Origin of the sequence: Pseudomonas sp. ACM7 (genome assembly GCF_004136015.1) — a bacterium.
GTDB classification, from domain to species: Bacteria; Pseudomonadota; Gammaproteobacteria; order Pseudomonadales; family Pseudomonadaceae; genus Aquipseudomonas; species Aquipseudomonas frigoris.
In genome coordinates this window covers 2,662,223-2,678,335 of the sequence record NZ_CP024866.1, presented here as the reverse complement: position 1 = coordinate 2,678,335, position 16,113 = coordinate 2,662,223, and the positions used below count along the sequence as shown (strand labels likewise).

Genomic DNA, 16,113 nt, shown 5'->3' with positions numbered 1-16,113 from the left:
ACCTTCCTGCTTATGCCTGTCGGATCTACGTCGCAGCGTCCCGTGCAAGTATTGGGCTTTAGGGAAACACGCCCCTTTACCCCGCTGCGCCGCCTCTATCCGCTTGCTGTTCGTCAAGCCAGCATTTTGCCTCGGGCTTCCTTCAGATTCGCGGTCACCCGCGACACCCTTGCCTCTGGCTAACACTTCCCCTTGCCGGGTGTGTAGAGGACTTTCACCTCCAAGTCACCAGCGAGGCCACCACAGCCAAGCTGGTTGCGCTTGCGCGCAACGCGCCATGCCTGGCGCACGTGCAAAAACACCGGCGCAAGGCCGGTGTCGAGAGTGTCAGATCAAGTTGAAACTTCTACAATTCACCAGACCTCATGGGTCTCGGCTCTGTAATTCTTTTCAATACGCTCAACAAGCAATGGCGCACTGATAATTCCTCTTGTGGAATGCTTCAGCTCTTCCGAGCTAATCTCTCTCTCCAGCCGAACTGCTTCGCTTCCATTCCACAGCCAAATAGAGCCTCCGGGCCCGCCATTCCTGGAGCGGAACGTAGGAAACACTTGTAACCTTTCGGGAACCGGTACATTTTCCACAACGGATAGAAGGCCTTGATTTACCGCACTTTGAACAACAAAGAATGCGGAAAATTGTGGTTCAACATCAACCACAACCGAAAAATCTTTTGGTTGTTCATTATGAAATCCGGGGAAAACACGAATTAAAAAACCAAACTCCGGGTGCTTATGAGTAACTTGCGCATATGCGACACCCTGCGAGGTTAATACCTGCAAAATGTCGCCCAGCTTTACCTTCTTAGCCATTTAAAATCCTTCATATCCAGCTTTTTTCAGCAGCTCGGCACCGCGAATCAAACCCTGCTCATACTTAGTCGGGTTTTTGACAGACGATATAGAGTTGATCTTATTGATTAACGTTCCGCCATCTTTACCAAGGCCATGGTAATCGATCAGTGTTTGCTCGACTGCCCGTGCGTCGGCACGTGAAAGGTTCTGTAAACCCTCTAATCTGTCAATTGTGATGCCTTTTTCTCTGAGGTGAGCTTGACCGCGCTTAACTATGTCGTCGGTTATTCCAACATAACGAGTCACGCCATCAACAACGCAGTTATAAACACAGGTCTTTCCGCCTATAGAGGCAACCTCACCTGCGCCTTTTGCGTCTGAAACATATTTTGCCAGGTTTTCGAGCAGATCACTGGCCTCTTGTGCCCTGCCATCCTTAAGCAGTGCCCGGCTCTCACGCAATCCCGCCGACACGAAATCACCGGCTATCGGAAACAGTCCAACCGATGCAAAGAGATAGTCCAACGAATCCTGGGCTTCGGAAAATGCCTTTGCATCGCCCACACCCGGAGTCAGGTCAGCACCCAATGAGAACATACTTTTGCTGATACTGGTCGAAATTTGCCGAACAACTGCATCATCAAGCACTTTGATGCTGCGCAACTCGCCCTGAATAGTGAAATTCAACAATTCGGGATCGTTCAAAGCCTGGCGCATCTGATCCTGTGCTTGCGGCGTATTCTGGTGTCTCAGCAAGTCAAATCTTGCGATTTGAGCTTCCGCACGTGCGGCGGTACAACCCGGGCTCCTTGCAGCCCCATCACATGCAGCCCAGACAGCCTTGTCACGACTCACATCCAACCGATTAAGCTCATCCCTACGAGCACAAGCCTGCTGATTGCCAGCCTTGCAATCTTTAATTGCCTCGAAGCGTTCGTCGTTCTCGGTATGGTTCAAGAAGTTGTTCTGAGTAGCGTTGGCCGTAATCGCAGCAGCGGTGGATGGGTCACCTCCAGTTGCTATGGCTGTCAGCACACCTACAAGCTGTGATGCCGCCAGTAACTTACTGACTCCCTGTTGGTACTCCAAACTTCCTTTGCTCACGCCCTCGGGTAACAATTTGCCCGCAAGGAAATCCACCATTGCTTCATTAGCACCAGCAGCCAAAGCACCGGTACGAAAATCCTGACCCATGGCCTCGGCCATCAAGCCACCGAGTGCAGCGTGCAAAGCGATCTTCGAAAGGCTTCCATTTTCCAGCAATGTGTTACCAATCTGATTAGCACCTAACGCCCCACCAATACTGATCCCGGCTCCCAACGTTGCATCGACCAGATTATCCGTCAGGCTACCGCCCATAATTGCCGTTTTGGCCACCGTGTCGGCTGCAATCTTGATTGCCAGTGCCTTGGCACCGGCCGAATCGAACGTCAACTCTGTAGGGTTAAAGCCGAATTGTGCTGCAATGCCTGCGGTGGCACCTGCAAGCACATAACCTTTGAGGTTTTCAGAAGAGAAGACGTCTTTGAAGGTTGCTCCTATATTGCCTTTGTTGTTGATCGTGCTGACGGCCGCGGTGCTGGCCATGGAGGTCAAAACGCCCGTCGCAATCACATTACCCAGTCCAGCGGCAGTAGCCGAAGTGGCAGCAGCAGTGGCTGTTGCTGCGGTGGCTGCAGAAGCGGCTGCCATGGTTCCACCAGCAGTGGCTCCCATCGCGGTACTGGCAGAAGCCACCGCAGCGCTTGCCGCCCCGGCCGTCAACACAGTGACAATGATAATGATCGCCAGCATCGCGCCCTGACCGAGGCTCGAACTGCTGTATTTGAACGACTCGTGGGTTTCTTTGATCAGACGCCAGTCCACATCACCGCGCTTCTCCGCTTCCTTGAGCCACGCAAGTTGCGGATCTGCCTGCACCATTGCATCAATGGTCTGGCTGACCGATTTCTGGTTGATCTGTTTAATATCGATGTTCAGGCCATCAACCGCCCTGATCACCAATTGCCCCTGAGCCACCAATTGACTTTGCCGTAGGGTCTCGTCGGTATTGCCTTTGCCCGACATTGAGTTCCAGGCCATGCTGGTATTACTTTTCTCGTGGCTCTCCTGATGCAGGTCCTTCACGCCCTCAAACGTGATGGCCCCGCCACTGCTGATGGTCAAGTCGTTGCCGCTATCGAGCTTGGCCGCCTGGTAATGCTGATCACCGCCACTGGCGAGCACCATGTTGCCGCCGGAGGTGATTTCGCTGCCGATGTTCTTCACATCGGTGACTTCATCGCGCTTGGTTTTCTTCGAGCCGAAGGAGCCTTTTTTCTTTTTGTCGTATAGCGAGTAGTCGCTGTCTTGCGCGGCGAGAATGTCGAGGTTGTCACCTGCTACCAGGTACGCCTCGTCGCCCGCGGTAATGCGGCTGGAGACCACGGCGAGATTATCACCGGCACTCAATGCCACATCGCCGCCGGCCGTAATGCCCGACATGACCTGGCTGACGTGGTCTTCCTGAACCGTGAGTTTTTTACTCTTGGACAGGGAATGCTCTTCGTCCGCTGCCGAGCTGATGATCATGTTCTCGGTCGCAGCCATCGCGATGTCGCGCTTGGCGTCGATCTGGCTGGCGATCACGCTGATATCACGCCCTGCCTGCGCCGACAGGTCACGACCGGCGCTGACGCTCGCACCCAATTGAGTGATGTCGCTGCTGTTGTGTTTGCTGTCCTTGAACACACTGTTGGTGACCTGCGCCGAGGACACGTTGAGGTCTCGTCCGGCATTCAGGTCCATGTCACGGCCGCTTTGCAGCACACCCCCAATATTGTTGATGTCTTGACCCGCCCCCACTGTGAGGTCGTTGGCGGCCTCGATGCGCGCAGCGCTGTCAGCGAAATCGTGATGTTGCGTACCAAAGCGGGTTTTGTTGTCTTGCGAAGTGATGGTGCGCTCGTTGAGCACGTCGCCCATGATCGCGTTCACACTCACATCACGACCAGCAAGAATGCCGCCCGACTTGTTGATAACGTCATTACCCGCCAGCACATCCAGACGATTACCCGCCTGAATCAGACCGCTGTTGACCAAGTCCTTGCCCGCCGTCGCCGACAGGTTATTGGTCGCGCGCAGCGTGCCGACGTTATCGAGGTTCTGACCGGCGATCAGTGTTACGTCGTTACCTGCAATCAGCGCTCCGGTAGGGCCGAGGCGGCCTTCGGCTTGTGCCAGATACAGCACCGGCACCAAGACTTTTTCGCCATTCACTTCATGTTCTTCGAGCCAGACGATGTCGTGGGTCAGCGCTGCGACTTGCTGAGAGGTCAGGCTGACGCCCATCGACAGATTGAGGGTGTCCTTGCTGGCGATGGCGTTGTTCATCAGGTACTTGAACAGGCCTTCGTCGGTGGTCTGGCCGTCGATGTAGCGTTGGCCGGTACGAGCGACGACCGCTTGCTGGATCAGGCGCTGTTCGTAGAGGCCGTCGCCCAGGCGTTTGGCGCTGGTGTCGGGGTCGTAGCCGAGGTTGCTCAGCAGGTAATCCGAACTCATGAACTGCTTGAGGTTGGTGAGTACCGGATTGGTTTCGATCAGGTATTTGTGGCCGTTGGCCGGTGCTTTCACGTCCGGCAGGCCGGTGACGCGAGTCAGGGGGCGAATGCCGATCGTGGACCTGGTATCGTTGCCCAGTCCGCCTCTGCGCGGACCGGTCGACTTAACGGAAACGTCGAGTGTGCTAGCGCCGCTCGCAGTCGCCGTCGATGTGTGGCTAACCGGGTCTATGGCGGGATCACTGCTGGTGAGGATCGCCGGGGTGTTTACCAGCAAGCTGCGCGGACCACCGCTGACAGCGGCGACCGCGTGTCCTTGCGTGACGACGTTTTCACTGCCCACAGTCCAACCCGGCGGCTGCAGCGTGCCCGCATCCGGCGCCAAGCCACTCGCGTTCTGAGTGCTCAGACGAAACAGGCCATTCTCCCCGGTGGGAAGGCTAAAGCCCGGTAATGTCAGCGGGTTGACTTGTTGCTGGGCGAGATCGGGCGGCAGTTGACTATTGAGCCTTATGACAGTGGTGCCGGCACCGCTTGCCTTGGTATCCACGACTTTATTGGTGCCGCCGGTGGAACCGTAGTCCTGGTGGATGACACTGTTCTGCAGATCCTGGGTAGCCGTGATTGAAACGTTGCCGCCCGCCTGGATGACGGCATTGCGCCCGGCGGTGACGCTTCCACCATCACGCGCGGTTTCAATGTCACTGACCAGGGTGTAGGTCTGCAAGCGGGTCGGCAGTTCTACCAGGTTGTTGCGGTCGTATTGGGATTGCGGGCTGGTGGAGCCGTAGGAATAACCCGAGAGGGTATTGGTCACCACCTGATTCGTTACGGCGTCTTTGACCACGACCTTTTCAATCAGGCCGCCATCATGGCCGGGCTCACGGCCTGTGGCAGAGAAAGCGGTACCTAAACTAAAACCTCCAGAACCGTCGATGTAGTAGAGGTTCGGGAAATCCGGGTTGTTACGCTGGTTGTATGCCACCACCTGCGGCATGAAGCGATTGACCGTTCCGTCGGTGACCCGGCCGGACCGGTAGATACGTGTGCGCTCGATGCTGCCGCTGACCGTACCAATGTTCTTCAGGTTGTTGGCATTGATGGTGATGTTGCCGGTCGCACTGACAGTGCTTTTGCTATTGAGGAAATTGCCACCGTTGAAGACGAAGTCACCGCCTGCGGTCAACAAGGCGGATGCCGTGGTGTCGCTATCCTGTCCGCCTTCGAAGACTTCCCGGGCGATGTAATTGACGTCGTAGTGGTCACCGCTGCAATCACCGCATTGCACGGCGAGGAAACCGGAAACCAGAGTACGCGTCAGGGCAAAGTTCTGCGTACCGTCGTCGCCCGAAGTACGGTTGGTGAAAGATCCGGCGTTGAGTGTGAACTTGCCACCACTCTCCATAGAGCCGGAGATGTTCGACACTTGGTTGGCCTGGGCTGCTGCGCCGTATCCTTTGACGACGACATCACGCAGACCGTACAGGTCGCCGTTCTGGTTGTTGAAGTTGCCAACGCCCAATGTCATGTCGGCGCCGCTGAAAATCAGCCCGCGATCATTGAGCAGTGACGGAGTATTGAGGTTGAGGTTTTGAGCGGCCCCCAGCGTTCCATAGTTGGCAAGATTGCCGGCTTCGACTGTCAGGTCAGCATTGGAAGTCAGTCGCCCGGCGTTGGTCAGCTGTCCGCCGATCTTGACTATGGAATCACCACCACCAGCAATGCTTGAGGCAGCACTAAGGTTCAACTGCGCCGCGGTCAGGGAAAGAGCGCCAATACTCGACATCCGCCCATTGCCGCTATAGCTACCGCCCAACTGCATATCCACCACACCATCGCTGGCGATCAGGCCATCGTTGGTCCAGTTGCCGCCACGAGCTTGCAAGTAGTCAGAGGCCAGGAGCTTGCCACTGGCGGTCTGACTGAAATTACCGACATTGACATTCAAGCGCCCGGCCTGGATGACGCTGGAGTTGGTCCAGGTATCGGCATTCAGATCCAGGGTGCCGGCGGTGGTGATGCCGCCTCCGGCGCCAATGACGTTGGCGGTGGAGATATCAAATCGGCCAAGACCGACGTGATTGAGTTGGCCACCGGTATTGAGAAAGCTGCCAACGGCCAAGGTCAGATCGGTGTTGGCGGTCTCGAGTACGCCATTACGGTTATCCAGCAGGCCGCCGATCTGGAAGCTGGTCTTACCGGTAGTGCCCAGAGAGCGAAGCCGGCCAGTCTGGTTATCGACACTGGCAGCTTTTACCGTCAGCGTGGTGTCGCTTTCAACGATACCGGCACGGTTGCCTAGGGCGCCGCTGAGGCTGAGGTCGATGCGGTTACCGGCAATCTGACCGTTACCGTTGTCCAGACTGGTGCCGATCACGCCGGCCAGGCCCTTGGCATAGAGCACGCCGTTGCGGTTGTCGAACGCGGCGGTGGTGATGCTTGCGTCGGTGGCTTGCGCCGAGATCCGCCCGCCGTTGTTGTCCAGGCCGGCCAGTGCCGACAGCGTCAGGCCCTGGGCTTGAATGATCCCGCCCTGACGGTTGTTGTTAAGGTCGTAGCCGTTGCGCAACACGCCGACGGCTCGCGCCTCGAGGGCACCTTTGATACTCGACAGCACCCCACCGCGGTTGTCGATGTTGGCGGCTTTGACCATCACCAAGCCGTTCTCGGCAATAACTTTGCCGCTCTGGTTATCGAGGTCGCCGCTGATGTCGAGGGTCAGGCCCTTCTTGGTCTGAATCGTACCTTTGCCGTTGGCCAGGCTGGCGGCTTGCAAGTTCAGGCCGGCGTTCTGGCTGTAGATCAAACCGTTGACGTCGTTGCGTACCGCGCCGCTGGCGGTGATCTGCAAGGCGTCCTTGGCGGCGAGGGTGCCGTTGTTGCTGTTGTCCAGCGAACCGGTCAAGAGGGTCAGGGTGCTTTGACTGGCGAGTTGGCCGTTCTGGTTGGCGAGGTCGGTAACGCCCTTGATCAGCACCGGTCCGGCGCCGACCAGTTTGCCGCTGGTGTTGGTCAATGCACCGAGCAGATCCAGCGTCACAGCGCCATTGCCGGCGATGCTCCCGCCCGTGTTGTCCAGGCCGGTGGCCGTGGCATTGATTGCCTTTTGCGCGTTGATCGTACCGCCCGCATTGGTCAATGCGCCGGCGGTGATGTCCAGTGCGGCGCCGCTGTCGATCAGCCCGCCCTGGTTGTTGTTGAGGGACTCGCCCAGGGTCAGGGTCTGCCCTGCCGCACTGCTGAGGATGCCTTTGTTACTGTTTTCCAGGCTCTTCGCTTCAACGCTCAGGCTGCCCTTACTGACCAATGCCCCGGCATTGCTGTTGAGCAAGGCGTCCTTGAGGTCCACGGCAACATTACCATCGCGACTCGAGAGAGTGCCGTTGTCGCGGTTATCAAGGCTGTCGCCGTTGACGGTCAGGCCCTGCCAGCCGGAAATCAGACCCTTCTGGTTGACCAGGCTGGTGCCGTTGACCGTCAGTAGCTGGCTGCTGATCAGCTTGCCGGCGCTGTTATCCAGGGCACGGGTAATCACATCGAAACCGAGGTTGCTGGAGATTTCGCCGTTCCGGTTGTTGAGATCGCGCAGGTGCTTGAGGGTCAGTGGCCCCTTGGCCGTGAGCAGGCCGTTGCGATTGTCGAAGTCGCCGTTGGCCAGTTCCACGGAGACGGCTTTTTCGCCGAGCAGGCGGCCGCCATTCTGGGTCAGGGAAGTCAGGGTCAGGCCGATATCGCCCTTGGCCGAGACTTCACCATCGTTGCTGGAGTCCAGGCTGGTGGCGGTCAGGGTCAGGTTGCCCTGGCTGTTGATCAACCCGCTATCGCGGTTGTTCAGCGCCATGGCATCGAGAATGACAGCACTGGCGCCAAGCACCGTGCCGCTCTGGTTATTGAATTCGGCGCTACCGATTTTGAGTAGCTGAGCGGCGTTGATCAGGCCCTTGGCATCGTTGCGCAACAAACCGTCGACGGTCAGTTCGAGATCGCCACGGCTGGTCAGGCTGCCGCCGCTGTTGTTCAGGCTGGCGGCGTGCACGTCAAGGGACGCTGCACCGATCAGGCCTTTGACGTTGTCCAGCGCGTTGGCGATGCGCAGGGTCAGGCCCTGATTACTCAGCAGTTTGCCGTTGCTGTTGACCAGGCTTTGCGCAGTCAGCGTGAAGGCTTCGGCGCTAGAGATTTCACCGCCCTGATTGTTGACGCCCTTGAGTTGTTTGAGCAGCAAGGTACCGGGAGCATTGATCAGGCCGTTCTGGTTATTCAGTTGGCCGTTGTTCAGGTCCAAGGTGAGGCTGCTGTTGCTGAACAGTTTGCCGCCCTGCTGATCCAGCCCGGTGACCGAAGCGGTCAAGGCGCCCTGGCTGCCGATACGGCCGTCGTCCTGATTGGTGATCTGGCCCGCGACAAGTTTCAGGGTGCTGGCGCTGTTGAGTCGGCCACCCTGACTGTTATCGAACGCGCCAGTGGTGACCGTCACTGCGCCTTTGCCGCTGATGTTGCCTTGCTGGCTATTGTCGAGGCTGGCACTGGTGAGTGTGAGCACACCATCGGTGACCACTGCACCGCCCTGGTTGCTGACGCTGCCGTCGCTGGTAAGCTTCAGACCGGCGGCGCTGGAAAGACTGCCCTCGGTATTGGTCAGTTGCGTGGTTTTGACGGTCAACGCACCTTCGCTGCTGACCTGGCCCAGGCTGTTGTCGAACGCGCCGGTCAGGTTCAAGTGCATGTTTTGCACGCTGAGCAAATTACCGCCGCTGTTATCCAGCAAACGCCCTTGCAGGTTCAGCGCGGTGGTGGCGCTGAGCAGGCCTTTGTTGCGGTTGAGCAACTGGTCCACGGTGAGGGTCAGCGCCTGACCGGTGAAAACCTGGCCGCCATCGCTGTTGTCGAGTTTTGTACCGGTGACCGACAAATCGGCGTTGGTGCTGACTTCACCGCCACGGTTATCGAGAGTATCGACTGTCAGGGTCATGGCTTTGGTGGACCCCAACAGACCTTTTTGGCGGTTGTCGAGGGTATCGGCGGAAAGCTTGAGCACACCGGTGGTGATCACCTTGCCTTTCTGGTTATTCAGGGTTTTGACCTGAACCGTGGCGTCGGCCTTGCTGGCAATGTCGCCGCCAAGGTTGTCCAGGCTGTCGGCGGTGAGCAGTAGTTCACCGTCAGCGATGACCGCACCTTTCTGGTTATCCAGCGTGTTGTCGGTGGTGAGTTCCAGCCGGCCACGGCTGCTGATCAAGCCTTCGCTGTTGTTGAGGCTGTCGCTGTGGCTATCGAGGGAGGCGGCGGAAATCACGCCTTTGAGGTTGTTCAGGGTTTGTGCGATGCGCAGGGTCAGCCCCTGATTACTCAGCAACTTGCCATTGCTGTTGTCCAGGTTCTGAGCGGTCAGTGTGAAGGCTTGAGCGCTGGAGATTTCACCGTGCTGGTTGTTAACGCCCTTGAGGTTTTTCAACACTAGCAACGGCGCGTTGATCAGGCCGCTCTGGTTGTTCAGTTGACCGTTGTTCAGGTCCAGGTTCAGGCTGGTCTGGCTGAACAGTTCACCGCCCTGCTGGTCGAGCCCGGTGACCGAGGCAGTCAACGCTTGCTGGCTGGCAATCCGTCCAGTGGCATTGTTAACCTGCTTGGCGGTGAGCGCCAGGGTGGCGCCGCTGATGAGGCGACCGCCCTGACTGTTATCAACGTTGCCGGTGGTGATGTGGGTGGCGTTTTTGCCGGATATCAGGCCTTTCTGGCTGTTATCCAGGCTGACGCTGTCAAGGGTCAAGGTGTTGTCGGTGCTGATCGAGCCGCCCAGATTGAGCAAGGCGCCACGACTGGTGACAGACAACGCACCGCCACTGCCCAGGCTGCCGGCGCTGTTGTCGAGGCTGGCCGCGTCGACGGTCAACGTCCCTTCGCTGCTGATCAGCCCTTGGCTGTTGAGCAAGGCATCGTCGAGGGTGATCACCAAACTTTTGAGGCTGTCGAAGGTGCCGCCGGTATTATCCAGCGTGGTACCGGTCAATGTCGTTGCGCCCTTGGCGACGATCAGGCCTTTGTTCTGATTGATCAGTTTGGCTACGATCATTTGCAGATCGGTAGCGGCGAGCACTTTCCCGCCGTCGCTGTTGTCCAGGCGCTGACCTTTGATGGTCAGCAACAGGCTGCTGGAGAGCTCGCCGGCACGGTTGTTGATGTCGTCGACCTTCAGGGTCAGCGCTTTGGTGGTGCCGACCAGACCGCCATTTTGATTATCGAGGGTTGTGCCGGTCAGACTCAGGTTGCCTTGGGCGACCAGCGCCCCACCTTGTTGTTGCAGCAGGCCAATGGTAGCGGTGAGGTCATTTTGGCTGGAGATCCGCCCCGCCGCATTTTGCACTTCATCGGCGTTGAGGGTGACCGGGCCGACGGCACTGAGCAAGCCGCCACTGTTGTCCAGGCGAATACCGTCATAGGCGATACCGGCCTTGCCACTGATCAAACCTTTATCGCGGTTATCCAGTTGGCCAATTTGCAGTTTCAGCTGTTTGTCGGCCTGGATCACCCCGCCACGGTTATCGGCAGAATCGCCGGTTACAGTCAGCGTGTCTTTACCGCTGACTGTGCCACCGCGGTTGTCGAGTTTGCCCGTGCGCACATCGATGGCGCCCTTGGCGCTGATTTCACCCGTGTTCTGGTTATCCAGCAAACCGTTGATACGTATGGTGAGGCCACCGTCGCTGACCACCACGCCAGCGTCGCGGTTGTCGAGACTCGCGGCTTTGAGATCGACGCTCTTGGCCGAACCCAATACACCGTCGCGGTTATCCAGTGCACCGCTGAGGTCGATGTTCAAACCCAGATCGCCCAGGACCTGGCCACTGCGGTTGTTCAATGTGATCGCGTTGAGCCGGGTGATGCCGGCGCTGGAAATCTCGCCATTGCTGTTGTTCAACTGACCAACCGTGCCCGTCAAATTACCGGTGCTGTTGATCACCCCTTTGGTGTTGAAAACCTGATTGGCCGTCACGCTCAGCGCGCCACTGCTCAACACACGACCATTGTTCTGGTTATCCAACGTCCCGGCGGTGATGTTGGCGGTTTGCGCGGCGCTCAACGTGCCGTTCTGGTTGCTCAGGGTCTGGCTGGTATTGACCGTCAGGGTGCGGCTGGCGATAACGCTCTTGCCGGTGTTGTTGAGGTTCTGCGCGCTGAGGCTCACATCCCCCGTGGCGTTGCGGCTGGTGTCGGCGTTGACCCCGGCTTCGATGATGCCGTTGTTGGTCAGCACTCCGCCGGCGCTCAGGGTGATGCTGTCCCGGGCGGCAAAGGTTTGCTGATTGGTCAGGTTGCCTTGGGTCTGCACGTTCAGCGCCGTGCCGGCGTAGACCGGGCCGCGCGCATCGAGGCTCGCAGCTTTGACGTTGACTGCGCCGTTCGTGGCCGATGTCTGCGCCAGGCTGAGATGCCCATTGGCATCGAGCTGGATGTCGCCACCGCTGGCGATCAGTTTGCCATCGAGTTTCACCCCGACGCCGGCTTCGGTGCCCACCAATTTGATCGCCCCGGCGTACATGCCGCCGAGGGCCGAGGAATCGATGGCCAACCCTGGTTTGCCCCTGCCGTCATCGGCGCGGGCGGTGGCGTTGAGGCTGTCGGCATTGACGTCGTTGCGACCGGCGACAATGGTCAGGTTTTTCGCCTGAATCTCGGCGTTGATCTTGGCGCTACGGGTGATGATTTCGAAGCGGTCGACGTTGCTGGCATTCAGCCCGGCACCGTCGATGGCAACGCTGCCTTGATCGACCTGGAAGCGATCCAGTCGACCGTTGTCCAGCACCGGTTTACCGGTGGTCAAGGTCACGCGCGGGGTGTTGATGAATCCGCAGCCGTTACAGCTGATACCGTAAGGGTTGGCGACGATGACCCGGGCCGACTGCCCCGCCACTTCGGTGTAACCGCGCAACTGACTGGGGCTGCCGCCGACCACTTCGTTGAGGATGGTTTGCGCCGCAATCCGATTGGTGAGATTCGGGTTACCGACAATGATCCCGCCCAATTGCGTCGCGCCGGTCTGGTTGGCGACGTTGTTGAGGATCACGCCCTGGGTGCCGACGTTGTAATCGTGAAACTGGTTGTGCGACAGGCCGCTGCCGTTGGGCGTGGCAATTTGGATAATCGGTACACCGTTGCCCGCCTGACCGAGACTGGTACCCGGCGTAGCCACCACAATCCCGTCCGCCTGCGCCCACATCGGTTGCCAGAACATGACGTTGGCCAACAGGAACGCCAACCCGCGTTTGGGCATGCCCCAGAAGTGCTCACGATCTTTGACCGCAGCCGAGGGCTGGCCAGCGAGGAAGGCGTAGTGGCGAACGTCCATATCAGTGTTCTCGAAGAAGCGTAATTAAAGGAAGAAATCCACGCGGAAATAGATCGGCGCTTCACGCTCGGTCAGGGTGTCCGGGCGTTCCAGGGAATGGGCAAAGGTCACGCTGGCGGCCACATGTTGACCCCGGGCAAACAGCTCCACGGAGTTGCTGGACATGCGGCCGTGCTGATCGCCGTTGTAGCGGTCGCCACGGATCACGCCCTGGTCGTAGCCGAGGCTGCTGCCGTATTCGGCGAACACCGGACGCAGCCATTCCAGGGTCACCGGGCGACTCCAGCGCAGGTCGTTGCGCCAGTAGCCGCCGCTGTCGCCGGACAAGGATTGATCCTTGTAGCCACGGATCGACGACTGCCCGCCGAGGCTGGTGCGTTGCGGGCTGAACAGCACGTCTTCGCTACGCTGGCCGGTCATCAGGCTGCTGAAACTGAAGGACTCGCCCCACAGCTTGAACGGCTGCAAATAACTCGCGGTGGCGGTGTATTTGCGGTAACGCGCATTCGGCTCGCCGGAGCCCGGGTGATCGTTGCCCTGAGCGTCGAACGCGCCGATGCCTTCCTGCATCCCCAAGTCGAGGTTGACGAACGCGCTGCCGACCCGTCGACCGTGGTTGATGCCGAACTGCGCTTCGCTGATGCGGTTGCTGCTCAGCTTGAGCTTGCTGTCTTCGATGAAGTTATTGGTGCGCAGGTACGAGACACCGGTGCTGAGGGACGTCTTGCTCAGGGCATCACGATGGATCACCCGCTCGGCACGTAGCTGATGGTTTTCGCTGTCGCCGGTCTGCTTGAAATTCAAACCGTTGGCCTGAGCTTGTGAGCGGTATTCGCTCTGGCTGTAGGTGTAACTGAAATTCCACCAGCCCCACGGCACGCTGTAATTGAGCATCGCGTTGTTGGAGGTGTGCTGGTGATCGGTCATCGCATCGTGACCGCCGCGTAGCATCAACTGATCGGCCAGGCCGAGCGGGCTGTCCCAATCAAACGTCGTGCCCCACTGCTGCTCGCCGGTGCTGCGCTGGCCGTCGTTGCTGCGGGACAACCCGGCACGCCACGGCTTTTGCGGGGTGTTCTTGACCAGCACTTCGCTACCGCCGACGTTCTTGCCCGGCGCCAGCTCCATCTGCGCCTGATTCGATGGCAAACGGTTGAGTTGATCGACCAGTTGCTCGATTTCCCGCAGGTTGACCAACTCGCCAGTCTTGCCGGGAAAAGCCATGCCCAACTCGCGGTCCGACAGCTTGCTGCCCTCCGCGCCTTTCAAGCCTTCGAGCTTGCCTTCGACCACCAGCACCTTCAAATGCCCGCCGGACAAATCCTGCTGCGGCAAATAGGCTCGGCTGGTGACCAGGCCTTTTTCGATGTAGTGGTCGGTGATGACTTTCAGCAGTTCGTTGAGCTGGGTCACGCCCAGGCACTGGCCGATGTATGGCTTGAGCAGACGACTTTTTTCGCTCTCGGAGAGACTGTCGGCGCCTTTGAGCTCGATGTCCTTGATCGGGAAACAACGGGTATCGGCGGGCGCGGTCGGGGCGGCGGGTTTGACTGCCTTGCCGGGTAATTCCTTGAGCTCTTCGAGACGCCGACGTTGCTCTTCGAGCAAGCGATCCTGGCGTTCGCGGATCAGATCGGTTTCACCGGGGGTGGGGGCGGCGTGAGCAAGATTCAGCGGAGAAAGGCACAGCAAAGCCAGGCACAACCTCGCCACGAGGGCGGGTGGGTACATGTTCGATCCCTCGAAACGGAGAGCAGTGGCACAATAGTGGCGAGATATTAGTTGGCCAGTATTCTGGCGTCAATCGAATGAATTGCCGTTTGCCTGGATATTGGGCTTGGAATGGCCTGAGTAGGCTCTGATTATTTCGGACTGCTAGAGCGGGGTAATCGAGTGTTTAGTAGCGAGCCTTAGGGGAAACAACCCAGCACCACACTCTTCGGATCAGCTCAAGACCTGTCGCATTTGTTTCGGAATCCTACACCAAGATCATCGAACAATTAGTGGGGACGCATTCATGAAACCCGTTACATTGGAATTACAGGAGGAGCTCAGTTGGTGGAAATGCTTCACATCGACCGTTCATAATCTGCTCCCAACCCCACTCGCGCAGTCGTGCTGCGCGCCAGTAATTTTTGAGGATATCCTCTGGGTGTCGTGTGCCGACTACCGATACCTTTGAGTCAAGGCGACAGATAGTGACAGCAGAATCTTTGTTACAGAGCAGGGCGATTCCTTGGCACTCGTAGGAAATTTCTCAGAAGCCAAACTCTTCCGGGCGTTTGCCAATACGCGGATCAGTCAGCAACGTGGTTGGAGCAGTTGCTGAACCATATGGGCGGCAGTAGATTGGTTTGCGGTGGCTAGAAACTCATACAACTGGGTAATGTCGGAGAGCGCCTAGCGCGTCCACTTCAACTCCATCAGTGCGATACCGGCAGCGGGGTATTAGTGCTGAGACTATCAGCCTAGGCCTGGACAGCTTGATGGTCTATTACCCGACAGGCATCAACATTAGCAAGCGCTTCACGGGGCAGGCGACTGCGTTCTCAACCACTGGTCAAGTCAAAGGTAATTGAGTGGTCAGTGCAAATGCAAACTGACTGACGGCAGATGCACCTACTAGTTTTTCTGGGCTTTGCGGATTGCAGTGGATCGAATCTCCTCTTTGCTCATCAGTCGGCCACTGGCTCTGGATCGAGACATCATTTCTGCGTGGGATAGCTAGTATGTTGGCGCTGATGCGGAACTGCCCCGCCTGCTGGGGCAAGACTGCCCCAACATAAATAGGTAGATACCCAGCACAGACGGCCATAGCCTTGAAGACTGCTTGGGTCAGCGATTTCTCGGCAGCTGGGGCAATTCCTCATCAGCGCCTACAGGCTGGGTTTGCAAGGCCTATGCCGATGAGGACGAGTCGGCCTACGCGTACTGCAAATTCTGCGGCGATGACTATGTCTATCGGTCCTCAGAAATCAACCATCGCGGAGAGTGCACAGAGCATGACGGCGAGTCGGTGTACGACGATGAAGAGCTAGAGGATATGGCGTCTCTGGGAGAGTATTTTCAGAATCATTGATCCCCTGACCTTACCCAAGTGTCGGAAGGGCCCCGCTTAGCTTCGGTCAGGCGGGGCTTTTTGCTGTGAAAACGGCAACCATCGGCCATGGCGAAAGCTCAAAGAGCAGAATGTGAAATCGACGAGCTAAAGATCGGGCCTAAAACCCCTATAGGGAGCGTCTGCGACTGCTCCTCAATTTGACCTGCCAGAAGTACATCCCGCTCGGCTGGAAAATGACGTAAAAGAAAACGAGCATCGCGACGAACACGCTCAGGAAGGGAGTCTTCACGAGATAGCTCGACCAAAAATTCCCTCGTTTGTATTACTGCACGGGTACGTTCATGAGGCATTGTCATTTTCATTTCCTCG

At 58.0% G+C, this 16,113-nt stretch carries 5 protein-coding genes and 2 pseudogenes; 1 reads left to right on the top strand and 6 read right to left on the bottom strand.

The genetic code is table 11. From position 1 onward, the window contains the following. On the top strand, nucleotides 1-183 hold a 183-nt coding region (locus tag CUN63_RS31905; protein WP_218570132.1), incomplete at its 5' end, for a hypothetical protein. Nucleotides 184-353: 170 nt separating this feature from the next. On the opposite strand, the gene CUN63_RS12520 is transcribed toward CUN63_RS31905, so the two are convergent. From CUN63_RS12520 to CUN63_RS32145, 6 genes and pseudogenes are all read right to left on the bottom strand, one after another. After that, nucleotides 354-812, bottom strand: a complete 459-nt coding sequence (locus tag CUN63_RS12520) for a hypothetical protein (protein ID WP_129439798.1) — start codon at nucleotides 810-812, stop codon at nucleotides 354-356. Beyond that, entirely contained in the window at nucleotides 813-12,683 is an 11,871-nt protein-coding gene (locus CUN63_RS12515) for a filamentous hemagglutinin N-terminal domain-containing protein (RefSeq protein ID WP_129439796.1), read from the bottom strand. A 24-nt stretch (nucleotides 12,684-12,707) separates the two neighbouring features. Next, a complete protein-coding gene (locus CUN63_RS12510) occupies nucleotides 12,708-14,414 on the bottom strand; it encodes a ShlB/FhaC/HecB family hemolysin secretion/activation protein (RefSeq protein ID WP_129439794.1) in 1,707 nt (568 codons plus the stop codon). Between the two features lie 535 nt (nucleotides 14,415-14,949). Then, nucleotides 14,950-15,071, bottom strand: a pseudogene (locus CUN63_RS32155) (type II toxin-antitoxin system RelE/ParE family toxin); the annotation flags it as partial. A gap of 80 nt (nucleotides 15,072-15,151) precedes the next feature. Next, a pseudogene (locus CUN63_RS32150) lies at nucleotides 15,152-15,232 on the bottom strand (CopG family transcriptional regulator); the annotation flags it as partial. A 628-nt stretch (nucleotides 15,233-15,860) separates the two neighbouring features. Beyond that, nucleotides 15,861-16,094 carry a BPSL0761 family protein gene (locus tag CUN63_RS32145; protein WP_306108960.1) on the bottom strand — a complete coding sequence of 78 codons (234 nt, stop codon included), beginning with the start codon at nucleotides 16,092-16,094 and terminating at the stop codon, nucleotides 15,861-15,863. Between the last annotated feature and the right edge of the window lie 19 nt (nucleotides 16,095-16,113).

What these genes read in the sequence shown, in the direction of transcription:
- CUN63_RS12520 (WP_129439798.1), bottom strand. Translation starts at nt 812, where the DNA reads ATGGCTAAGAAGGTAAAGCTGGGCGACATTTTGCAGGTATTAACCTCG.
- CUN63_RS12515 (WP_129439796.1), bottom strand. Translation starts at nt 12,683, where the DNA reads ATGGACGTTCGCCACTACGCCTTCCTCGCTGGCCAGCCCTCGGCTGCG.
- CUN63_RS12510 (WP_129439794.1), bottom strand. Translation starts at nt 14,414, where the DNA reads ATGTACCCACCCGCCCTCGTGGCGAGGTTGTGCCTGGCTTTGCTGTGC.
- CUN63_RS32145 (WP_306108960.1), bottom strand. Translation starts at nt 16,094, where the DNA reads ATGCCTCATGAACGTACCCGTGCAGTAATACAAACGAGGGAATTTTTG.